This window comes from Gordonia sp. CPCC 205333 (assembly GCF_048537885.1).
GTDB lineage: Bacteria > Actinomycetota > Actinomycetes > Mycobacteriales > Mycobacteriaceae > Gordonia.
Genome location: NZ_JBCLVI010000001.1, coordinates 1,021,554 through 1,043,545 on the forward strand (window position 1 = coordinate 1,021,554; position 21,992 = coordinate 1,043,545).

Sequence of the window (21,992 nt, forward strand, 5' to 3'; positions counted from 1 at the left end):
TCACTATGAAGGGGACGAGATTTGGGCCCCAGACTTCACGCGGCGAGGATATCGATCGCGGTAGCAGTCGCGACCGCTTAGGCAATGCGGAGGTCGCGCGCCAAATATGGCCACGTGCGATATAGGTCGTCTTCCCAGTACCCCCAGGAGTGCGATCCGGTCGGCCGCTGAGTGACTCGCGCGGGGATACGCAGTTGCGCCAGCCGAGCGGCCATCGCGGAGGTGCACTGGTCGATTCCCGCTTCGATGATACCGCCGAGCACTACCTGGTTTGCCAACGTCGACGAGTCGCCGTTGATGGCCTTGTCGGTCAGTTGCTCATGGCGTCCCGGTAGGCCGGTGCCAGTCGTCATGTAGATCTTCAGGCCTCGCAGTCTCGCTGCGTTCAGATACGGGTCGTTCGCACGCCAACCCGGACCATTCAGCGGGCCCCACATGTTGGTGACGTCGCCGCCGCCGCGACTTTCCACAACCATCCGGATGTAGGACTGGCCGACAGGATCACTGGTGCGCGCGCAGCCGCTGAACGCAGCCACTGATCGGTACAGTCTCGGAGCGGCGATGGCGAGGTTGAACACCGAAGTGCCTGCCATCGAAATGCCCGCGACGGCGTTGACCCCATTGGTCTTGTAGTGCGAATTAATAAGCGGCGGCAGCTCTTTGGTCAGGAACGTCTGCCACTTGTTCACCCCGAGTACCGGGTCTCGACGTTGCCAGTCGGTGTAATACGAGAAGGCGCCGCCGATCGGCGTCACCACGTACACATTCTTGGCCGCGAAGAACCGCGTGTAATTGGTGCGGGCCGCCCAGGTGGCCGAGTCCTCGCCGCCACCAGCGCCGTTGAGTAGATACAGGGTGGGCGCGGGCTTGGACGTGTTGCGCGGCTTCAGAATGGTCACCGCGACGGTGCGGCGCATCGACGCGGAGTAGACCAGCGCGGTGTCTTGTTGCGCGGTGTCTTTGTCGATAGTCACGATCGAACTGCTCGGCGCGGCCTGGGCTGGGACCGCGCCGAGGCAAGCCACGGTTAGGGTCGCGGCGACCACGGTTGAGAACGCGAACATGCGGTGGAGCGATTTCACGCGGATGGGCCTTTCGATCGGTGACCTGAGGAGAGTGTAAGCGGTGGGCCTGGCAGTCGGTCCCGATCGGCGGCGATGTCGACTGTGCGCAAGACGGTCCGGCGTTACCGCGATGTTTCGCGACCGTACCGATCGTGTTAGCCGCTGGGCGGTGACCGGCGCAAACGGCGTCGAATGGCTACGTCGTGGTGCGACGTCGCGCGAATCGGTGGCAAACTCATCGGCATCTGCACCGCGACGAGCGGTGCCATACGCGAAATGGACTCTCGATGCATCTGACTCCGGGTGACACCGAAAAGCTGTTGCTCGCGGTCGCGGGTATGGTCGCGCGTGATCGGTTGGAGCGGGGAGTGTTGCTCAACCATCCCGAAGCGGTGGCGTTGCTCTCGACGTGGGTGATTGAGCGCGCCCGCGACGGTGTGGGTGTCGCCGACCTGATGACGTCGGGGCGATCGGTCCTGCGTCGCGATCAGGTGATGACCGGTGTCGCGGAGATGATCACCGATATTCAGGTCGAGGCGACCTTCCCCGACGGTCGCAAACTCGTGACGCTGCATCATCCGATCGAGGAGGCGTAATGGCAGGTGTGTCTACGAATGGGCCCGGAGCGATCCGGGTACGGCCGGGAACAATCGAACTCAACGCGGACCGCACTGCGGAACAACGGATTACACTTGTCATCGTCAATGAGGGTGATCGGCCCGTGCAGATTGGTTCGCATCTACATCTGCCAGATGCCAACGCCTCGTTAAGATTTGACCGTAAGGCCGCATACGGTTTTCGGCTCGACATTCCGTCGGGGACGTCGCAGCGGTTTGAGCCGGGGGCATCGCGGCGCCTTGACGCCGTCACCATCGCGGGTGCGCGGCGCGTGCCGGGGCTGCAACGAGGCAATAGTGCTCACCCGGAACTCGACGGGATCCGCTGATGGTATCGATCAGCCGGGAACGTTATGCCGCGATCTACGGACCGACCGCCGGTGACCAGGTGCGACTTGGTGATACGGATCTCTGGATCGAGATCGAAGTGGATCGGACGGTCGGCGGTGACGAAGCCGTATTCGGTGGCGGCAAATCGATCCGCGAGTCGATGGCCCAGTCCATTCGATCCCGCGCCGACGGCGCGCTCGACACGGTCATCACCAATGTCGTTGTGTTGGATTGGTGGGGTATCGAGCGAGTCGACGTCGGCATCCGCGACGGTCGGATCGTCGGCTTGGGTCGAGCCGGCAATCCTGACGTCGCCGACGGTGTGGCTCCGACTTTGGTGATCGGTCCGTCCACCGATGTCATTGCCGGAGAAGGCAAGATCCTCACCGCGGGTGCGATCGATTCCCACGTCCACCTGTTGTCGCCGTCGCAATGCCACGAGGCGCTGGCGACTGGAATTACCACGATCGTCGGCGGTGGGACAGGTCCGTCGGAGGGATCGAAAGCTACCACGGTCACCCCCGGCGCGTGGCATCTGTCGACGATGCACCGCGCACTGGATTCCCTGCCGCTCAACGTATTACTCCTAGGCAAAGGAAATACGGTCTCAGTCGACGGACTGGCTGAGCAAGCGCTGGCCGGTGCGGCTGGATACAAGGTGCACGAGGACTGGGGCTCCACCCCGGCAGCCATCGACGCCGCGTTGACCGCCGCGGGTGAGTGGGGGCTTCAGGTCGCACTGCACTCGGATTCGCTCAATGAGGCCGGCTTTGTCGAGTCGACGATTGACGCGATCGACGGACGATCGATCCACGCCTTCCATGTCGAGGGCGCCGGCGGCGGTCACGCGCCGGATATCCTCTCCATTGCTGGACTGCCGCATATCATTCCGGGATCGACCAACCCGACCTTGCCGCACACGGTCAACACAGTGGCCGAACATCTCGACATGCTGATGGTGTGCCACCACCTCAACCCGGCGGTACCCGAGGACCTTGCCTTCGCTGAGTCCCGCATCCGTGCGACAACCATTGCGGCAGAAGACATCTTGCATGATCTGGGGGCGCTGTCGATCACCTCGTCGGATGCTCAGGCGATGGGGCGCATCGGTGAGGTGATCACTCGCACTTGGCAGGTCGCGCATGTCATGAAGGCGCACCGGGGATCGCTCGGTTCCGCATTGCCCGCCGACAACGAACGGGCCAGGCGCTATGTCGCCAAATACACGATAAACCCGGCCATCGCACATGGCATCGACCACGAGGTCGGCTCGGTGGAGGTTGGCAAACTCGCCGATCTGGTGCTGTGGGACCCGAAATTCTTCGGGGTTCGACCGTCGGTCGTGATCAAGGGAGGCGGCCTGGTGTGGGGTGCGCTCGGCGATCCCAACGCGTCAATCCCTACGCCACAACCGATTCTGATGCGCCCGGCGTTCGGCGATGCGATCGGCGCCGACCTGTCGGTATCCTTCGTCGCACCCGCCGCGCTTGACGACGGACTGGCGCAGCGACTCGGACTTCGCCGACGGCTCGCCGCGGTGCGTCCGACCCGAGACGTCGGCAAGGCGGATTTGAAGAACAACGATGCCCTGCCGCGTATCGATATCGCTCCCGATACCTTCGAGATCGTCATCGACGGCGAACCGGTGACCCCCGCCCCGGCATCGATTCTGCCGCTGGCACAACTCTATTCGATGTTCTAGCGGCACATCATGAGTGAGTTACGCTTTCCCCTGCCGTCGACCACCGTTGCGATGTTGCTCGCCGATGCCCGGCTGCCCTCGGGGGGACATGCGCATTCCGGCGGCCTCGAACCCGCGTTGCGTGGTGGGATGCAGGTCAGCGACGTACCCGACTTCCTGATGGCGCGCGCCCGGTCGACCTGCCTGGTCGAAGCTGGAACCGCCGTCGTCGCAAGGCATCTGGCGCTTGTCGACCCCGCCGGATTGCACTATGTGGTGCACGCGTGGGCAGCACGGACACCGTCGAATGTGCTGCGCGATGCCGCGCGCCACCTTGGACGCGGCTATCTCCGACTCGCTCGGCATCTCTGGCCATCGTCGGAGCTGCTGGTCGAAATTGCCTCGTGGGATCGCCCGCCGCCACGTTCGGTGGTACTCGGCGTGATCGCCGCTGAGGCCGGAATGGATCCTGCCGACCTGGTGCGGTTGGTGATCTACGACGAAACCGCAAGTGCGGCAGCGGCTCTATTGAAACTCGAACCTCGCGATCCCGCCGAAGTCACCGGCTGGGTTTTGCGAGTGTGTGCGGCGCTTGACGACGCCGTAGACGGTGTGGCCGTCATCGTCGATCCGGCAGCGATTCCCGCGGCCGGTGCCCCGCAAGCAGAGGGGTGGGCACAGGCCCATGCCCTCCTGACTCAGAGGTTGTTCCGTGCCTGAAAATTATTCCAACCCAACTGATTCCGTTGCGCAATCGCCATTGCGAGCATTGCGGCTGGGGGTGGCCGGCCCGGTAGGCACCGGAAAGTCGTCATTGATCGCGACAGTGTGTCGGGTGCTGGCCGACGAATTGCGGCTCGGGGTGATCACCAACGACATCTACACCGACGAGGACGCGAAGTTCCTACGATCGGCCGGGGTACTTGATCCTGAGCGAATTCGCGCTGTCGAGACCGGCGCCTGCCCGCACACCGCGATTCGCGATGATGTGACTGCGAATCTCCTTGCCGCGGAGGACTTGGAGCGCGATTTCACGCCGCTCGACGTCGTGATCATCGAATCCGGCGGTGACAACCTCACTGCCACCTTCTCGCCGGCCCTCGTCGACGCGCAGATCTTCGTGCTCGACGTGGCCGGCGGCGGCGATGTCGCCCGCAAGGGGGGACCCGGTATCGCACGGGCAGATCTGTTGGTAGTCAACAAGACCGATCTGGCTCCGTATGTCGGCGTCGATGTGGAATTGATGGTCGCCGACGCGACGTCGGCGCGTGAGGGCAGCCCGGTGCTGGCGCTCTCGCGCACCGACGAGGCGTCGGTGGCGGCCCTGAAGGAATGGGTGCTTGGCGTCCTCACGGCATATCGGTCCGGCGACCATACGGCTATCGATCCGGGACCGATGGCACCGCATTTCCACGCGGACGAAGACGGCGGTCACACGCACACCCACGACGACGCGAATCACTCGCATTCACACTGATGCCGTTGACCCGAGTGGCCATCCGAGCCGGTGCGCAGGTCGCATCGGTTCAGATGGCATCCGGTTTGCTTGTGCCGCGGCTGATTTCACGCACGGCGTCGGACGCCACGATCGCGTTGGTTGCCGGCGGCGCCCTACTCCTCGGTGGTGACCGGGTGGAAATCGAGATCACCGTCGGTCCGGGGTGCAGGCTGGAGCTGACCGATATCGGCGGCACGGTCGCGTACGACGCTCAAGGCGAGCCATCGTCGTGGGCGGTGCGAATTGTCGTCGGCGTCGGAGGCGTGCTGTGCTGGCACGGACTGCCGCTGGTGGTCGCAACTGGTGCGAATGTCACCCGGACGATGCGAGTTGACCTCGCCGAGGATGCGCGAGCGGTGGTGCGAGAGACTTCTGTACTCGGCCGGGCCGGCGAGCAGGGCGGCCGAATGTGCCTGCGAATGGACGTTATTGGTGGCGGCCTGCCGATTGTCGTCGAATCCGTCGAGATTGATCCGCGCCGCCGTGAGCCGGGAATCCTTGGTACGCAACGTGTTTTGGATACCGTTCTCGCCGTGGGTTTTCGGCCGCCGACATCGGACGTGGATTTGAGGCTTGAAGAGCCAGGCGCCATCGCACGATATCTTGGTGCGCAGACACATACGAGCACGTTGGATCAGGTGTGGGAACAGTGGCGCGGTGCGGTATACACCGCCGACGAGAGTCTGGAGGAACTGGATGTTCGCTGAGTCGCGCGCCAATGTGAGCGGACTGGAACGAGGGTCGGTGATCGCTGTACTGACGATCGCCGCCCTGCATCTCATCGGTTGGGGCGGATTATTGCTCCTGGTGGTGCCGTCGGGTGTGAATCTCGGTGACACCGCCGGCGGATTGGCAACGCTCGGAGTGGGATTGACGGCGTATGCGCTGGGTATGCGGCACGCCTTCGACGCGGACCACATCGCCGCCATCGACAACACCACCAGGCGCTTCATCGATCGTGGACGTCCCTCGTCGGCGGTGGGATTCTGGTTCTCGCTCGGGCATTCGACCATCGTGTTCGTACTCTGCGTCGTGCTGACCGTCGGGATCAGTGCAGCCGGGTCGGCGTTGCGTGACGATGACTCGTCCTGGATGGTGGCGACCGGAATGTGGGGGCCGACGGTGTCGGGGCTATTTCTGCTCGTCATCGCAGCGGTCAACGTGCGGTCGCTGGTCGTGCGTCGGCGTGACGATGGAGCCGCGTCGGCGTCGGGTGGACTGATGTGGCGGCTACTGGGTTCGTTCGATCGGGTTGTCGACCGCCCGTGGCGGATGTATCTGGTCGGACTGCTGTTCGGACTGGGTTTCGACACCGCAACCGAGGTCGGGCTGCTCGCGCTGGCCGGCGCGGCAAGTTTGAGTCATGTGCCGTGGTGGGCCGTGCTGACCCTGCCGGTGCTATTCGCAGCGGGAATGTCGCTCTTGGACACCACCCAGGGCGCGGTGATGCGTCGCGCCTACGCGTGGGCGCCCGACGGACCGGATGCCACTCGTCGGCGCTCGCGGGCGCAGACCTATTCCATCGCGATGACGGGCCTGTCGGTGGTCGTCGCAGTGGTGATCGGCGGCGTCGAACTGGCCGAAGTCGCGACCACCGCGTTCGGGTGGGGTGGGCCGGTGGCTTGGCTCGGGGCACTCGACATCGACGATCTCGGCCTCTGGCTGACAGGTTTGCTATTGGCGACCTGGGCAATTGTCTTCGTGAAGACTCGCCGAGAATCGGCTCCGGCAGCCTGATGTTTCCTGCCTGAAACATTTCAGACGCACGACCACAACATCGCATTCATATGTTCTTCTCGTTGCGGCGTTTTCACCGCGCGGAAAATGGAGAACCGGATGACTGAACAGCTTGACGCCGTTACGTCCCGCACAGCCGTTGATGTCGGCGAGCGGGATGCTCTGAAAGAGACCCTGGAAGATTACACATTGCGGTTCGCGCCGCGCAGTTATCGCAAATGGGGTCCCGCCGTGGTGGCGACGTCGGCGCTGGGCGGTATCGCCTATCTCGCCGATTTCTCCATCGGCGCCAATATCGGCATCGCCAACGGTACCGGAAATGCGCTATGGGGAATTCTTTTCTTCGCGGTCGTGGTGGTGATCACCGGATATCCACTCGCGTATTACGCCGCGCGCTACAACATCGATTTGGATCTGATCACCCGCGGCAGTGGGTTCGGCTACTACGGATCGGTATTGACCAACCTGATCTTCGCGTCATTCACGTTCATCTTCTTTGCGCTGGAAGGGTCGATCATGGCCCAGGGACTGGAGTTGGGACTGTCGATTCCGCTGCCGGTCGGGTACCTGGTGTCGTCGGTTCTGATCATCCCGCTGGTGATCTTCGGGATGAAGGTTCTTGCCAAACTCCAGGTGTGGACGACGCCGTTGTGGCTGATCATGATGGTTGGTCCGTTCCTGTACCTGCTTATCGCACACCCTGATTCGGTGGAGACCTTCCTGTCGTTCAGCGGCGTCGACTCCGAAGGCAACCCACTCGGCAAGGGTGTGAGCTTTGCAGGTGTGATGTTGGCGGCCGGTGTGTGTCTGTCGTTGATCGCGCAGATCGCCGAACAGATCGACTATCTACGTTTTATGCCGCCCAAGACACCCGATAACAAGCGCCGGTGGTGGACCGCAGTGCTGTTGGCCGGTCCGGGATGGGTGCTGTTCGGCGCGATCAAGCAGGTCGTCGGGCTATTTCTCGCGGTTTATCTCATCGCCAATGTGTCCGGCGGCTTCGGCTTCGCTAATCAGCCAGTGCATCAATTCCTGGTCATTTACGAAGATATGATGCCGCACTGGTTGGCGTTGACTCTGGCAGTGATTCTGGTGGTTATCTCGCAGATCAAGATCAATGTCACCAATGCGTATTCCGGCTCATTGGCCTGGACCAATTCGTTTACCCGCGTGACGAAGACTTACCCCGGTCGACTGGTTTTCGTGATCGTGAACGTGGCGATCGCGGTGATTCTGATGGAAGCCGATATGTTTAGCTTCCTTAACAGCCTGCTCAATTTCTATGCGAACTGCGGTATCGCGTGGATTGTTGTGGTGGCGACCGACATCGTCGTGAACAAGTATCTGTTGAAGCTTTCGCCCCTTGCGCCGGAATTCCGTCGGGGCATGCTTTACGACGTTAACCCGGTGGGATTTGTGTCGGTGATCGTGGCGGCCGGTGCATCGATCGGTGTGTTCTTCGGTGTGTTCGGGGAGACGATCAAGCCCTATTCGCCACTGGTCGCCGCGGCCCTCGGATTGGTGCTCCCGCCACTCATCGCGATCGCGACCAAGGGGAAGTACTACCTACGTCGCACCGACGACGGCATCGACCTGCCGATGTACGACGAATACGGCAACCCCAGTGATGCCAAACTGCTGTGCTGTGTGACCGGCATCGAATTTGAGCGTCCGGACATGATCGCGTCGGCGGTGCCCGGCCCGAACGGGGAAAAGCAGTACATCTCGTCGCTGGCTCTGTCGTGCGACAAGACCGGCGAACACGTGCTGCCGGCGCAGAAGTAGGGGGCTGGGCCTCGGGCGTCTCACGCCTCGTGCCTCGGGACCCGGGAATCGGGAAAATCGTCTGAATACTGCCGCGCCAAGGGCATATTGCCCCAGGTAGGTAGGATATCGGACGATTTTCCCGGTTGGGGCGACCTAAGCGCCCCGACGGCGTCGATGTAAATCGGTGGCGGTGATGTCGCGGATATCCGCGAGGATCTCCGGCCAGCAATCGATGATGTCCCAGTAGTCGACGCGGAGGACCGGCCAACGCCCGATCAGGGACTTACGGTCGCGGCGATAGTCGTTTCGTCGATCAGTGCGCTGGCTGTGGTGAGCTTCGGAATCGCACTCGATAATCAGTCGACCGAGCAATAGGTCGACACGGCCGACGGTCGGGATGTTGGGTTGGACTTGAACGCGAAAGTTCAACGCGCGCAGACGAAGTCGGACCAGCGTCTCTGTTCCCGACTGAGACCGCGGATCGCATTTGGTAAGCATGGATCGCACCCATTCGGGTGTTTGGCCCCATGCCTGTTCCAGGTCGGCGATAGTGATCATCCGTTTGTTGAGTGCATTGTCGACCGCGGCGATCCACTGCTCCTCGGTCATACAACGCGCGGCACTCGCCAATGCGGCCGGCAGCGTATCGAGCGCTGCCGCCGTCGGAGGAACTGGGCCGAAAGCGTGGCAACGTCGGATCCCGACGGTCTCGCCGTGTTTGCTCTTGCGCACATGAACCTCGTCGCCAAAATGAGGAGGGACCCATACGTGCACGAGATCGAGCGCGGTGACGCAACTTGCGATACCTCCGGCTCGCACGGCGGCGACTATCCGGGGATCGGCGCCTTCAGTTGCGTACCAGCCGTGCCGGAGTCGGGTGATGAAGCCTTGGTCGGCGGCGGCCTCGATCTCACGATAGGTGGCTTGGAAATGTCGAACGAGATATTTCGCACGGTAGACGCCTGGTCGCAGACTGTTGTCCATCTGTATTCGACGCAGCGCGGCGAGGTTCGGACGATTTTCACGAAGGGGGTGCACGAAGGGGGTGGGCGGAAGGGGGTGGGCAGGGGCGACGCGGATTTGGTTCCGACCTGCGGTTTCGCCTACACTTGAGCGGTTGCCTGCGGCGTAGATGCGCCGCGAATCGGCTCGCGAACCCACTGGGGTGCAAAACCCCAGGCAGGCGCGTGTTTCGGTGGCAGCAGACCGTGCACGTCGGGTCGGTAATCCGGCATGCATTTACACATCGGTTCAAGGAGAATCAGTGATTCAGCAGGAATCGCGCCTGCGAGTCGCCGACAACACCGGTGCCAAGGAAATCTTGTGCATCCGCGTGCTCGGAGGCTCGGCACGGCGCTACGCAGGCATTGGTGATGTCATCGTCGCCACTGTCAAAGACGCCATCCCCGGCGGCAACGTCAAGAAGGGCGAGGTCGTCAAGGCGGTCATCGTGCGCACTTCTAAAGAGCGTCGCCGCCCCGATGGCTCCTACATCCGCTTCGACGAGAACGCCGCAGTCCTCCTCAAGAACGAGAGCGACCCGCGCGGTACCCGCATCTTCGGACCCGTCGGTCGCGAGCTGCGCGAGAAGAAGTTCATGAAGATCGTTTCGCTGGCTCCGGAGGTGCTCTGACATGAAGGTGCACAAGGGCGACACGGTTATCGTCGTCTCGGGCAAGGACAAAGGCGCTAAGGGCAAGGTCATTCAGGCTTTCCCGAAGACCGAGCGTGTCCTCGTCGAGGGCGTCAACCGCATCAAGAAGCACACCCCGAACTCGGCCAACGAGCGCGGCGCGGCCTCGGGCGGCATCGTCACGCAGGAAGCTTCCATCCACGTGTCCAACGTGATGGTCGTCGACTCCGATGGCAACCCCACCCGCGTTGGCTACCGGACCGATGAGGAAACCGGTAAGCGCGTTCGCATTTCCCGCAAGAACGGGAAGGACATCTGACATGAGCACCTCTGAAAAAGTCCAGCCCCGGCTGAAGCTGCGCTACCGCGCGGAGATCAAGGACTCCCTCAACGAGGAGTTCAACTACGACAACGTCATGCAGATCCCGGGCGTCGTCAAGGTCGTGGTGAACATGGGTGTCGGCGACGCCGCCCGTGACGCCAAGCTGATCAATGGCGCGGTCGCCGACCTCGCCCTGATCACCGGCCAGAAGCCCGAGGTCCGCCGGGCCCGCAAGTCCATCGCCCAGTTCAAGCTGCGCGAGGGTATGCCGATCGGTGCGCGCGTCACGCTGCGCGGCGATCGCATGTGGGAGTTCCTCGACCGTCTCGTGTCGATCGCACTCCCGCGTATCCGCGACTTCCGCGGTCTGAGCGACCGTCAGTTCGACGGAAACGGCAACTACACCTTCGGTCTCAACGAGCAGTCGATGTTCCACGAGATCAACATCGACAACATCGACCGACCACGCGGTATGGACATCACCGTTGTCACGTCGGCCTCCACCGACGACGAAGGCCGTGCGCTGCTTCGCGCACTGGGCTTCCCGTTCAAAGACGCGAACGCGAAGGACAACTGATATGGCAAAGAAGGCTCTGGTCAATAAGGCCAACAAGAAGCCGAAGTTCGCCGTGCGTGCGTACACGCGCTGCAACAAGTGCGGTCGTCCGCACTCGGTCTACCGCAAATTCGGTCTGTGCCGTGTGTGCCTGCGCGAGATGGCACACGCTGGCGAACTGCCGGGCGTGCAGAAGTCGAGCTGGTGAGCTCACTTCGCGGCTGACAAGCTGAGACAAATGCCCCGACCCGTATTGGGTCGGGGCATTTTGCTGTCCGAAGGTCCCGCTGGACGGGGCGATCTCGATCCGAACCTGCCACAATTGACCGATGACTGTCGTCGGCATCCTTCTCGCCGCCGGTGCTGGCCGCCGATACGGAATGCCGAAAGTGCTTGCCGAACAAGGCCGATGGCTCTCAAATTCGGTGACCGCCCTCGACGTCGGCGGCTGTGACGGTGTGATCGTCGCGCTCGGTGCGGCACTCGTGGATGTTCCTGAGCCGGCGACTGCGCACTACGTCGCGGACTGGTCGCAAGGAATTGGCGTCACGTTGCGCGCGGTGCTCACCGCGGCGCGCGGCCCCGACGTCGATGGTGTCTTGATCCACCTCGTCGACCTGCCCGATGTCGATCATCGCGTAGTGGCTCGGGTCCTCGAAGTCGCGCAGGCGGGTCGAGACATCCTGGCGCGGGCGACATTCGGCGGCCGCCCCGGACATCCGGTCTATCTGGGGGCCGCGCATTTCGATGCCGTGCTCGACGGGCTCTCCGGCGATGTCGGCGCTGGCCCGTATCTGGCGGAGCGCGGCGATATCGACCACGTCGAATGCGCACAATTCGCAACCGGAGTCGACTGTGACGTACCTTCACCAAAACGGAAACGTGGTTGACACACGCGAAACTTGCCCGAAATAGCAGCAATCTAAATTCTTCCCACGGGTGTTCTCACACAGCCGCATCTAGCGCTGTGAGATTCAGGACCCGATGAGGAAGGAAAACTGCCATGACCGCTGACGCGAAGCCTATCGCCGCGACCACTAAGCGCAAACGGGTACATCCGGTCGATCAGGTGCCGCCGCCGGGGCAGCTGATCACCCTGGGGGCCCAACACGTCATCGCGTTCTACGCGGGTGCCGTATTGGTACCTCTGCTGATCGCACGAGCCATCGACCTCGATTCCGAAGCGTTGACCATGTTGATCACCGCCGACTTGTTCACCTGTGGCATCGCATCGATGCTGCAGGCGGTCGGCATCTGGAAAATTGGTGTACGCCTGCCCCTGCTGCAGGGCGTGACATTCGCGACGTTGGCTCCGGTTATCAAGATCGCCAACGAGCATGGCGGTGGCCGGGTCGGCTTGCTCACCGTCTACGGCGCGGTTATCGCGGCCGGTGTGTTCGGCTTTCTCATCGCCCCTTTCTTCGCGAAGCTGATCCGCTTCTTCCCGGCAGTGGTCACCGGTTCGGTAATCACCATTATCGGTGTCGCACTCTTGCCAATCGGCGCGGGTGACGCCGTGACGAATCCCCATGAGGGACTGCATGACCCGGGGAATCCGCGGTGGCTGCTGTACGCGGTCGGCACGCTCTTCGCCATCGTATTGATGCAACGCTTCTTCCGCGGCTTCTGGGCCACGATCGCGGTGCTACTCGGCCTCATCGCGGGTACCGCGATCGCCTGGATCGCCGGCGATGCCTCCTTCGGCAGCGTCGGCGAGGCCGGCTGGTTCGGTTTCACTGTTCCCTTCGCCTTCGGTACGCCGCGTTTCGACCTAGTCGCGATCGTCTCGCTGATTGTCGTATTCCTCGTTACCGCAGTTGAATCCACCGGATCGGTGTTCGCGACCGGGGAGATTGTCGGCAAGCGGATCAAGGCGAGTGACATCGCCGCGACGGTCCGCGCCGACGGTCTGGCAACTGCAATCGGCGGCATGTTCAATTCCTTTCCATACACTGCGTTTTCGGAGAATGTCGGCCTGGTCCGCCTCACCGGGGTGAAGAGTAGGTGGGTGGTCGCGGCGGCCGGTGTGATCATGATGGTTCTCGGCATCATGCCCAAGACGGCGAAGATCGTCGAATCCATTCCGGCTCCGGTACTCGGTGGAGCGGCACTGACACTCTTCGCGACCGTCGCCATCGTAGGTATCCAGACGCTCACGAAGGTCGACTTCACCGATCATCGCAATCTCATCATCGCCAGCACGTCGCTGGCGATGGGTCTGTATGTCGAGCATGAGCAATCTTCAGCTCCGTCAACGGTTTTGGAGAATGGGCAGCGGATTTCGGTACCCGCGCAGCCAGGTGTGGATCAGGCTGTGCCGGGTATCTTGCAGATCCCGTTCAGTACCGGCATCACGATGGCGGCCATTACCGCGATTCTGTTGAATATCTTGTTCTTTCATCTCGGCGGACGCGGCGTAGCGGTTGCCGGCGGCGGCGATATCCGACTCGACGAGGTGAATAAGATGTCACTGCAACAGTTTCGGACGACCTTCGGTGATGTTGTGCAGTCGGTGACCTGGGTCGCCGACCGAGCGTACGAGCAACGCCCATTCGCCGATGCACACGACCTGCGCAGCGCCTTTCAAGAGGCGATGCTCACCGGCAGCGATGCCGAACAACTGGAGCTGATCACCGCGTTCCCGGATCTCGGTGCCGAGGATGACATCGGCGATATGACCGCCGTCGATCACAAGAGTCTGCAACATCTCGACGACGAGGAGTTGCAGCGAGTGGTGGAGTTGGCGACCGCGTATCGGGAGAAGTTCGGCTTCCCGCTGGTCGTATGTGCTCGGGAAGCCGAACGGTATGAGCGCGTGTTGCGCAATGGCTGGAGCCGAATCGACAACTCGACGTCGAGCGAACGGGCCTTCGCGCTGATCGAGATCGCGAAGATCGCCAACTACCGATTCGACGATCTGGTAGCCGATGCCAACCCGCTGACATCGGCCAGGTTCGGCCGTATACCGGATCAGTCGTAGCGGGGCGAAACCGACTGTGGCCGTTGGTAAGAGAGAACGGAGGCATCAATATGCGTCGATTGGGATGGCGCGGCATTGAGAGCGTCAACGAATTGCGCGAGTCGCAGGCGATCCACTGGTTCTACGAGACATGCTCGTCCCGTATTTGGGCAGTCCGCGTCGCTGCGGGCCGACCGTTCCGCGATGCCCAGGCACTGTACAACCGTGCGGATCTGATCCTGGCGGAGTTAACCGACGCCGACCTCGACGAGGCGCTGGCGGGGCATCCACGCATTGGCGAACGCTCCGATAGTGCGGCATCGACACGGGAACAAGCCGGCGTGAGCGGCGCAGACGAGCAGACCCTTGCCGAGTTGAAGAAGTACAACGTCGAGTACGAGGACAGGTTCGGACATGTCTATCTGGTGTTCGCCAATGGGCGTCCCGCGGACGAACTGCTGCAAATCCTCCGAGAGCGAATGGATAACCCCCCTGATGTGGAAAGACGGGTAATGCGAATGGAATTGGCCAAGATCAATCGTGCTCGTCTCGAACGCGCGCTCACGCCTGTCCACCAGCTGGCCGACGGCACGACGCGATGAGTGGTCTGAGTACCCATGTCCTTGATGCGGTCTCGGGCGGCCCGGCCGTCGGGATCCGGGTGGTGCTTTACGGGCCGGATGGATCCGAAATAGCTGTGGGAGTGACTGATTCCGATGGCCGGATCACTGACCTGTCCGAGCGGCAACTGGCGCCCGCCGACTATCTGGTGACATTCGCGACCGGAGAATGGTTCGCCACCAACGGAATCGACGGATTCTATCCGTCAGTGGATATCGCTTTCACCGTCCGGGACGAGAGTCACTACCACGTGCCGCTGCTGCTGAGTCCGTTTGCCTATTCCACCTACCGGGGAAGCTGAGGAGAGTACTTCATGTCAATTGTTCTGGGAGACAACCAATACGGCAAGGCCGAGAATCGTGTGGTCCGAATCAATCGGGATAGCGACCGACACACCATCAAGGATGTCCGCGTGGGATCGTCGCTGCGCGGTGATTTCGCGCAGGCGCATATCGCTGGCGACCAGCGCCGGGTGCTGCCAACCGATACCCAGAAGCAGACTATCTACGCGTATGCCAAAGAGGTCGGAATAGATACCATCGAGGACTACGGTTTGGCGTTGGCCAGGCATTTCGTCGACGATGTCGAACCGGTTGACGCCGCCCGGCTGGAGATCGACGAATACGCCTGGGAGCGAGCGATTGTCGACGGCGCCGAGCACGATCACACATGGGTACGCAGCGGTTCGGAGATTCGCACCGCCGACATCACCGTGGACGGCATAGGCGACGCCCAGCGGACCTGGGTGCTCAGCGGCCTCAAGGATCTGGTCGTCTTGAAGTCGACGGGGTCGGAGTTCAAAGACTTTCTCGTCGACGAATACACGGTGCTCGAACCAACAAGTGACCGGGTGATGGCGACGTCGCTACAGGCCAAGTGGCGCTACGTGGGCGTCGATATTGATTGGGACGCAGTGTATTCCGGCGTGCGGTCGATCATCGTCGCCAAGTTCGCGCAGGTGCATTCACTTGCCTTGCAACAGACCCTGTATGAAATCGGGAAGGCCGTATTGGAGGCATACCCGCAGATCGTCGAGATACGTCTGTCGGCACCGAACAAACATCACTTCGTCTACGATCTGAGTCCATTCGGATTGGAGAATAACAACGAAGTCTTCCATGCCGACGACCGGCCCTATGGCCTGATTCAGGCGACGGTACTCCGCGATGATGTTCCCGCGGCCCCGGCGGCATGGATCGGGCAGCTCGGCTGGTTGTCCTAGTGTGGCACCGCACTGACGACCCGTCCGGCCACCACCACTGTACTGATCGCTTCCTCACGCAGCCTCATCAGCAAGGTGAAAAGCGTTTGGGCGGTGGCCGACTCGGCATCTTCGGCGCGTTCGGCGTTGGTCAGCGCGGCAGCGAGCGCCGGCGAGCGGTCGGGGTCGATTACCAGCAGGTCGGCGTCCTTGCCGATGTCGAAGTTGCCGAATGTGTCCTCCCGGTCGAGCGCACGTGCCCCGGCCAGGGTCGCCGCGAACAACAAATCGGCCGGGTGCAGCGATACCGCAGCATCGCCGGGTTCGGACATGTGCACTTTGAAACAGTCGTTGGCGACTCTCGACAGCAACCACTCGTCGCCCGCACCGACGTCGGTACCGAGCGCAACGGTGACACCCGAGTCTTGGGTGCGCCGCCACGGCATCGTGCCGGAACCGAGGAACAACTGCGACGTGGGGCAATGCGCGATGGAAGTTCCCGTCTCGGCCATTCTGGTCAGCTCGTCATCGCCGCAATGCACGGCATGGGCAAGGATGCTGCGGCGTCCCAACAGAGTTGGGCCACCGATAGCGGAGCCGGGAAGGAAGCGTCCGTCGTAGGTGTCGAGGTAGGAACGCACTCCGTAGCTGGACAGCGTCGCATCTACCTCGCCGGTGCCCGGACGAGCATTTTCGTTGAGATGGCTGTGAAAGTACACACCGTCGCCGCGCACCTCGCTGTACAGCTCGCCGAGCGCCGCCAACGTCGCGGTATCGACCGACAACGAAAAGCGCGGCACCAGAGCGACATCGGACAAGTGGCGGCCATGCCAATCGTTGATCTCTTTGCGGCACAGTTCGATCGCCTCGGCGGTGGTCGTCAGCAGAGCCCGAGCGGACTCTGGGCCGACGGTCTGAATGCCACGCCCGGAAACGGTTCGCAGTCCGGCCGCTTCGGATTGGGCGAACAGGGCGTCTTGCGCGGTCGGAAAGGCCGATCCGAACACCATCGCCGCGGTGGTCCCGCTCGCGAGTCGGCGACTACAGAACTCGCTGGCTGCCTGATCGGCGAAATCGGCCTCAGCGTAACGGGATTCGGCCGGAAAGATGCACTGCGTCAACCATTCGAGGAGCTGCCCGCCGCCGAACGAGTCGACGCAGTAGGTCTGTGGAAAGTGGATATGGGTATCGACGAAACCGGGAATAAGAAAGCCCGGTCGATGGTCGGCAACCGTCCAATCGGCCAGTTCATCGGGCAGCGCCCCGGCGCTGCCGCAATAGATGATCGTGCCGTCGGCTCCGACGGCGAGCGCGCCATCGGGAATCGAACGAAGGGCGTCAACGGCGCCGGATGCACTTGGCGCACCGGCGATGTCGAAAATATGACCGCGATAGACGGTCGGGGTGTGTGCCATGCGGTCAATGGTGGGCCACGATCACCCGATTCGCATGACGAAGGCGGGAGGGATGAGTCGTGGACCTGCCGATGATCGATGAATGGATCACCGCGCGCAGCCGCGCGGACCTGAGGGGTCTGTCCGCGTCGGATGCCGTGGTCGCCGGTGGTACCTGGTTGTTTTCGCAACCGCAGCCGAACCTGCGTCGACTGGTGGATCTGACCGGTCTGGGCTGGCCAGACCTGACCATCTCCGACAGCGGATTGGAGATCGCCGCCACCTGCACGATCGAACGGCTTGTCACACAGGGCTATCCAGCAGCCTGGCGGGCCGGGCCGCTGTTCGCCCAATGTGCTCGTGCACTGCTTGCGTCGTCGAAGATTTGGCGATCGGCGACGGTCGGCGGCAACCTCTGCCTGGGATTGCCGGCCGGCGCAATGATCTCGCTATGTGTGGCGCTGGACGGCTCGGCGGTTATCTGGCGTGCCGACGGCAGTGAGTATGTCTGTGCCGTAAGCGACTTCGTTCGAGACATCGGTATCACCGAATTGGAATCGGGTGATGTGTTGCGTGCGATTCGACTGCCTGCTTCGGCCCTGACCGCCGAAACCGCGATGCGAAAAGTCGCCTATGCCCCGTTGGGTCGTTCGGGAGCGTTGGTAATCGGACGGCGCGATGCGACCGGCCTGCACGTATCGGTGACGGCCGCGACCAGGCGTCCACTCGTAGTCGAGGCGCCGGATTCCAGTGGGGTCATGGCTGCGGTTACCTCGTTGTCGGACGACGAATTCCACACCGATGCACATGGGCGGGCGGAGTGGCGTCGTGCGGTGACGACTCGTCTGGCCGCCGATGTGATCGGGGAGTTGGCGTCATGAAAGTCAACGGCGTGTTGGTCGACGAGTCGCCCCGGCCAGGTCAGTGCCTGCGGACCTACTTGCGTGAGCACGGCAACGTCGAAGTCAAGAAGGGTTGCGACGCGGGCGACTGCGGCGCATGTTCGGTACTCGTCGACGGCGCGGCGCGACACTCGTGCATAATTCCCGCACAGCGCGTCGCAGACGCCGAGATCACGACGGTCAGCGGACTCGGCACGTCGCGGGATCTGCATCCGGTCGCGCGACGATTCATCGACCATGCCGCATTCCAATGCGGATTCTGCACCGCCGGAATGATAGTCACCGCAGCACAATTGGCCGAGGATGAGGTAACCGATCTCGGGCAGGCGCTCAAGGGAAACCTGTGCCGATGTACCGGGTATCGGCCCATCGTCGCCGCCGTGCGCGGTGAGGTGCCAGTCGATGCCGACACCGTTGGTACAGAAACACCTTGTGGGCGTTCGATTCCGGCCCCTGCCGCGACCCGGGTGGTCACCGGAACTGAGCGATACACAATGGATGAGCAACCGGCGGACACTGGTGCGATAGCGGTTTTGGGCAGTCCGTCGCCGTCGGCGCGGATCAGGCGGATCGACACAACGGCGGCCGCGAATCTGCCCGGAGTGCGTGCGGTGCTCACCTATCGCAGCGACCCGGGAGTGGCCTTCTCCACCGCGAGACATCAGGACCGCACCGACGATCCGGACGACACGCTCGTCTTCGATCGGATCCTGCGATTCGTCGGTCAGCGGGTGGCTGCCGTGGTCGCCGACACACCGCAGATAGCGGCGCGGGCGCTGACGATGATCAGTGCCGAATTTGAGGAATTGCCAGCGGTTTTCGACCCCGAACAGGCTCGATCGCCCGGAGCCCACGCGGTACACGGCGACAAAGGTGCCGACGCGCGTATCGCCGCTCCGCAGGACAATATCGTCGCAGAAGTACACGGTGAGGTCGGTGACGTCGCGGCTGGTGTCGCGTCGGCGAGGGAGTCGGCCGGCGCGGTGGTCTCCGGTGTGTGGCAGACCGCGCGGGTTCAGCATGTGCATCTTGAAACACATGGCGCGGTCGGGTGGCGGGATGAATCCGGGCGATTGGTGATTCGGTCGAGTACCCAAGTGCCGTTCCTGGTTCGCGACGAACTGTGCCACATTTTCGGACTGACGGCTGAGCAGGTTCGGGTCTTCGCACCTCGCGTCGGCGGTGGTTTCGGCGCGAAGCAGGAGATGCTTACCGAAGATCTTGTGGCGCTTGCGGTGCTGGTGACCGGGCGGCCGGCCGCGTACGAGTTGAGCCGCAGCGACCAGTTCACCCTCGCGCCGTGTCGGCATCCGATGAGCGTGCGGGTTACCGCCGCGGCTGACCGGGACGGGACGCTCACCGCGTTGGCGATCGATGTGCTCTCTGATGCCGGCGCATATGCGAATCACAGTGTGGGCGTGTTGTTTCACGGGTGCAACGAGTCGATGGCTCAGTATCGATGCGCGAATAAGAGAGTCGATGCCCAGGCGGTTTACACCAATAACCTGCCGTCGGGCGCATTCCGCGGGTACGGCCTCGGTCAGGTGTTATTCGGAATCGAATCCGCGATGGACGAGTTGGCGTCGCGCCTGCGAATAGATCCTTTCGAATTCCGGCGGCGCAATGCTCTGCGTGCCGGGGAACCTTTCGTCAGTTGGGAGGTTGAGGATGGCGACCTGCGATTCGGCAGTCACGGGCTGGACCAATGTCTCGATGACGCGCGCCGGTTGCTGATCGACGGACGGGGCCAATCTGCCCGTGCCGGAGCGGATTTCGCCGTTGACGGCTGGCGGCTAGGCGAGGGGATGGCCATGGCGATGATCGCAACGGTGCCGCCACGCGGACATTTCGCCGACGCCACCGCGCGACTCGACGGCAGCGGACATTTTCAGGTGGAAGTTGGCACGGCCGAGTTCGGCAATGGCACCTCCACGGTGCATACCCAGATCGCGGCGCAGGTGCTGAGCTGCGATCCGTCTCAGGTGCGCCTGATTCAGGCCGATACCGATGTCGTCGGATTCGACACCGGCGCATTCGGTTCGGCCGGTACGGTCGTCGCCGGGTTGGCGACCATGCGTGCGGCCGAGGCGTTGCGTGCCGAGATCGTCAGTGCCGCCGCGCGGGAGTTTGGCTGTGCAGCGTCGGATATCGAAGTCGACGCCGGGGTGGTGCGCGGAGCCGGCACGGAGATCTCATTGTCGGAGCTGGTCACGTTGTCGGACAAGGACTTTGTCGGCTCCGGGCGACATGACGGCACACCGCGTTCGGCCGCATTCAATGTCGCGGCGTTTCGGGTCGCGGTCCATCCGGGCACCGGCGAGGTGCGAATCCTGCAGTCGGTGCAGACTGCCGACGCTGGGTATGTGATGAACCCCCAGCAGTGCCGAGGCCAGGTGGAAGGCGGTGTGGCGCAGGCTATCGGGTCCGCACTCTATGAAGAGATGGTAGTCACTGGCGGCGTCGTCCAGACCGATACGTTGCGGAACTATCACATACCGCAGGTGGCGGATCTGCCCGAGACGCAAGTGGGTTTCGCCGATACTCATGATGAACTGGGTCCGTTCGGAGCGAAATCGATGAGTGAATCACCCTATAACCCGGTTGCTCCGGCTCTGGCGAACGCCATCTCCGATGCCGTGAGCGCACGGATGTATCAACTGCCGATGACCCCCGCGCGAGTGTGGGCTGAGATGGCGTCGGGGAACGAGGTACGACAATGATCCGAACTGTGTTGGCGCGGTTGATGTCTGCGGCTGCCGTCGAACGGGTGGCGCTCGCCCGCGTTATCGATGTGCGTGGATCGAGTCCGTGCCCACCGGGCAGCGCGATGGTGGTTACCGCGTCGGGGGAAGTGATCGGATGTCTGTCCGGTGGATGTATCGACGCCGATGTTGCGGCGCGCGCGGTCGGCGTGATCGGCGACGGAGTGGCCGAGCGGATTCGATTCGGCGCGTATGCCGACGATCCGGTGGGGCTTGGGCCGGCCTTGACATGCGGTGGCGAGATCGAAGTATTCATCGAGCCGGTCGATGACGCCGCGATACCGCTGCTAACGCGGCTACACGACGCCATTGCCACCGGAACACAAGCGTCTTGGGTGACCGAAATCGGCCCCCGGCCGAGCTGGCAATTGGGGACAGCGGAAACGGCCGACGATGCGCATCGCTTTGTGCAGCGATTCGCAGCAGCACCGCGGATGATCATCGTGGGTGCGAACGCCTACGTGGAATCGTTGTGCCAGATGGCGATTCAGGTCGATTATCGGGTGACCGTCGTTGACGCGCGGCCAGCATTCGCCACCGCCGATCGGTTCCCCGGTGCGCGGACTGTTGTCGATTGGCCGCAGCGGTATCTGACAGATGAGCTCGAGGCTGATCGAGTGGACGAGCACACCGTGATCTGTGTGATGTCGCATGACTCGCGCTTCGACGTCCCCACTTTGCGGCTGGCGCTGGAGTCTCCGGCGGGCTTCGTGGGTGCCCTCGGCTCGCGGCAGACCAGCAAAGAACGCCTAGACCGGTTGCGGGAGTCCGGAGTTTCCCAAGCAGCGCTTACTCGACTGCATAGCCCGCTCGGCCTTGACCTCAATGCCGCTACGCCCGCGCAGACCGCAGTGTCGATCCTCGCGCAGGTCATCGCGGTTGCGGGCGGGGCAACCGGCACCGCGCTGGAGGAACGGTCGGGGCCGATTCACCAGACGGCATGAGTTG

23 protein-coding genes are annotated in these 21,992 nt (G+C 62.7%); 20 read left to right on the top strand and 3 right to left on the bottom strand.

What is annotated here, in order from left to right; all coding sequences use genetic code 11:
• Nucleotides 1-77: 77 nt before the first annotated feature.
• Nucleotides 78-1,064 (bottom strand): alpha/beta hydrolase, encoded by a 987-nt coding sequence (locus AAFP29_RS04695; RefSeq protein WP_419216340.1) that lies wholly within the window; start codon nt 1,062-1,064, stop codon nt 78-80.
• Between the two features lie 287 nt (nt 1,065-1,351).
• On the opposite strand from AAFP29_RS04695, the gene AAFP29_RS04700 reads away from it, so the two are divergent.
• The 8 genes from AAFP29_RS04700 (at nt 1,352) to AAFP29_RS04735 (ending at nt 8,712) form a co-directional block, all read left to right on the top strand.
• Nucleotides 1,352-1,660, top strand: coding sequence for an urease subunit gamma (locus AAFP29_RS04700; RefSeq protein WP_419216136.1), 309 nt, complete (start codon nt 1,352-1,354; stop codon nt 1,658-1,660).
• Entirely contained in the window at nt 1,660-2,010 is a 351-nt protein-coding gene (ureB, locus tag AAFP29_RS04705) for an urease subunit beta (RefSeq protein ID WP_419216138.1), read from the top strand. Before AAFP29_RS04700 ends, ureB begins: the two co-directional genes overlap by 1 nt.
• Nucleotides 2,010-3,713: an urease subunit alpha gene (locus tag AAFP29_RS04710; RefSeq protein WP_419216139.1), complete on the top strand. Its 1,704-nt coding sequence runs from the start codon at nt 2,010-2,012 to the stop codon at nt 3,711-3,713. The genes ureB and AAFP29_RS04710 overlap by 1 nt, the downstream gene beginning before the upstream one ends.
• 9 nt (nt 3,714-3,722) lie before the next feature.
• On the top strand, nt 3,723-4,412 hold the full coding sequence (locus AAFP29_RS04715; protein WP_419216141.1) for an urease accessory protein UreF: 690 nt from the start codon (nt 3,723-3,725) through the stop codon (nt 4,410-4,412).
• Nucleotides 4,405-5,169, top strand: a complete 765-nt coding sequence (gene ureG / locus AAFP29_RS04720; protein WP_419216142.1) for an urease accessory protein UreG — start codon at nt 4,405-4,407, stop codon at nt 5,167-5,169. Before AAFP29_RS04715 ends, ureG begins: the two co-directional genes overlap by 8 nt.
• Nucleotides 5,169-5,897, top strand: coding sequence for an urease accessory protein UreD (locus AAFP29_RS04725; protein ID WP_419216143.1), 729 nt, complete (start codon nt 5,169-5,171; stop codon nt 5,895-5,897). Before ureG ends, AAFP29_RS04725 begins: the two co-directional genes overlap by 1 nt.
• Entirely contained in the window at nt 5,887-6,927 is a 1,041-nt protein-coding gene (locus AAFP29_RS04730) for a HoxN/HupN/NixA family nickel/cobalt transporter (protein ID WP_419216144.1), read from the top strand. The genes AAFP29_RS04725 and AAFP29_RS04730 overlap by 11 nt, the downstream gene beginning before the upstream one ends.
• A 99-nt stretch (nt 6,928-7,026) precedes the next feature.
• A complete protein-coding gene (locus AAFP29_RS04735) occupies nt 7,027-8,712 on the top strand; it encodes a purine-cytosine permease family protein (protein WP_419216145.1) in 1,686 nt (561 codons plus the stop codon).
• Between the two features lie 135 nt (nt 8,713-8,847).
• Here the strand turns inward: AAFP29_RS04735 and AAFP29_RS04740 are convergent, their stop codons facing one another.
• The gene (locus AAFP29_RS04740; protein ID WP_419216146.1) at nt 8,848-9,678 is read right to left on the bottom strand and encodes a hypothetical protein; all 831 of its coding nucleotides are present in this window, start codon (nt 9,676-9,678) and stop codon (nt 8,848-8,850) included.
• A 280-nt stretch (nt 9,679-9,958) separates the two neighbouring features.
• Between AAFP29_RS04740 and rplN the strand changes: the two genes are divergently transcribed.
• From rplN to pucL, 9 genes are all read left to right on the top strand, one after another.
• Nucleotides 9,959-10,327 carry a 50S ribosomal protein L14 gene (rplN, locus tag AAFP29_RS04745; protein WP_419216147.1) on the top strand — a complete coding sequence of 123 codons (369 nt, stop codon included), beginning with the start codon at nt 9,959-9,961 and terminating at the stop codon, nt 10,325-10,327.
• A 1-nt stretch (nt 10,328) separates the two neighbouring features.
• Entirely contained in the window at nt 10,329-10,646 is a 318-nt protein-coding gene (rplX, locus tag AAFP29_RS04750; protein ID WP_007319190.1) for a 50S ribosomal protein L24, read from the top strand.
• 1 nt (nt 10,647) lies between these two features.
• On the top strand, nt 10,648-11,226 hold the full coding sequence (gene rplE / locus AAFP29_RS04755; RefSeq protein ID WP_419216149.1) for a 50S ribosomal protein L5: 579 nt from the start codon (nt 10,648-10,650) through the stop codon (nt 11,224-11,226).
• A 1-nt stretch (nt 11,227) separates the two neighbouring features.
• The gene (locus AAFP29_RS04760) at nt 11,228-11,413 is read left to right on the top strand and encodes a type Z 30S ribosomal protein S14 (protein ID WP_007319192.1); all 186 of its coding nucleotides are present in this window, start codon (nt 11,228-11,230) and stop codon (nt 11,411-11,413) included.
• Nucleotides 11,414-11,534: 121 nt separating this feature from the next.
• Nucleotides 11,535-12,095: a nucleotidyltransferase family protein gene (locus AAFP29_RS04765; protein WP_419216150.1), complete on the top strand. Its 561-nt coding sequence runs from the start codon at nt 11,535-11,537 to the stop codon at nt 12,093-12,095.
• Nucleotides 12,096-12,208: 113 nt separating this feature from the next.
• Nucleotides 12,209-14,185, top strand: coding sequence for a 2-oxo-4-hydroxy-4-carboxy-5-ureidoimidazoline decarboxylase (gene uraD / locus AAFP29_RS04770; protein ID WP_419216151.1), 1,977 nt, complete (start codon nt 12,209-12,211; stop codon nt 14,183-14,185).
• 50 nt (nt 14,186-14,235) lie between these two features.
• Nucleotides 14,236-14,766, top strand: coding sequence for a 2-oxo-4-hydroxy-4-carboxy-5-ureidoimidazoline decarboxylase (gene uraD / locus AAFP29_RS04775; RefSeq protein WP_419216152.1), 531 nt, complete (start codon nt 14,236-14,238; stop codon nt 14,764-14,766).
• Nucleotides 14,763-15,086, top strand: a complete 324-nt coding sequence (uraH, locus tag AAFP29_RS04780; protein ID WP_419216153.1) for a hydroxyisourate hydrolase — start codon at nt 14,763-14,765, stop codon at nt 15,084-15,086. Before uraD (AAFP29_RS04775) ends, uraH begins: the two co-directional genes overlap by 4 nt.
• Before the next feature lie 12 nt (nt 15,087-15,098).
• Nucleotides 15,099-16,007, top strand: coding sequence for a factor-independent urate hydroxylase (gene pucL / locus AAFP29_RS04785; RefSeq protein WP_419216155.1), 909 nt, complete (start codon nt 15,099-15,101; stop codon nt 16,005-16,007).
• Here the strand turns inward: pucL and AAFP29_RS04790 are convergent.
• Entirely contained in the window at nt 16,004-17,401 is a 1,398-nt protein-coding gene (locus tag AAFP29_RS04790; protein ID WP_419216156.1) for a guanine deaminase, read from the bottom strand. The two genes, pucL and AAFP29_RS04790, sit on opposite strands and share 4 nt — an antisense overlap.
• Nucleotides 17,402-17,460: 59 nt before the next feature.
• Here AAFP29_RS04790 and AAFP29_RS04795 point away from each other — a divergent pair, with 59 nt between their 5' ends.
• The 3 genes from AAFP29_RS04795 to AAFP29_RS04805 are packed head-to-tail and all read left to right on the top strand — an operon-like array spanning nt 17,461 to nt 21,988.
• Nucleotides 17,461-18,261, top strand: coding sequence for an FAD binding domain-containing protein (locus AAFP29_RS04795; protein WP_419216157.1), 801 nt, complete (start codon nt 17,461-17,463; stop codon nt 18,259-18,261).
• Nucleotides 18,258-21,002, top strand: coding sequence for a molybdopterin-dependent oxidoreductase (locus AAFP29_RS04800; protein WP_419216158.1), 2,745 nt, complete (start codon nt 18,258-18,260; stop codon nt 21,000-21,002). Before AAFP29_RS04795 ends, AAFP29_RS04800 begins: the two co-directional genes overlap by 4 nt.
• On the top strand, nt 20,999-21,988 hold the full coding sequence (locus AAFP29_RS04805; RefSeq protein WP_419216159.1) for an XdhC family protein: 990 nt from the start codon (nt 20,999-21,001) through the stop codon (nt 21,986-21,988). Before AAFP29_RS04800 ends, AAFP29_RS04805 begins: the two co-directional genes overlap by 4 nt.
• The last annotated feature ends 4 nt before the right edge of the window (nt 21,989-21,992 follow it).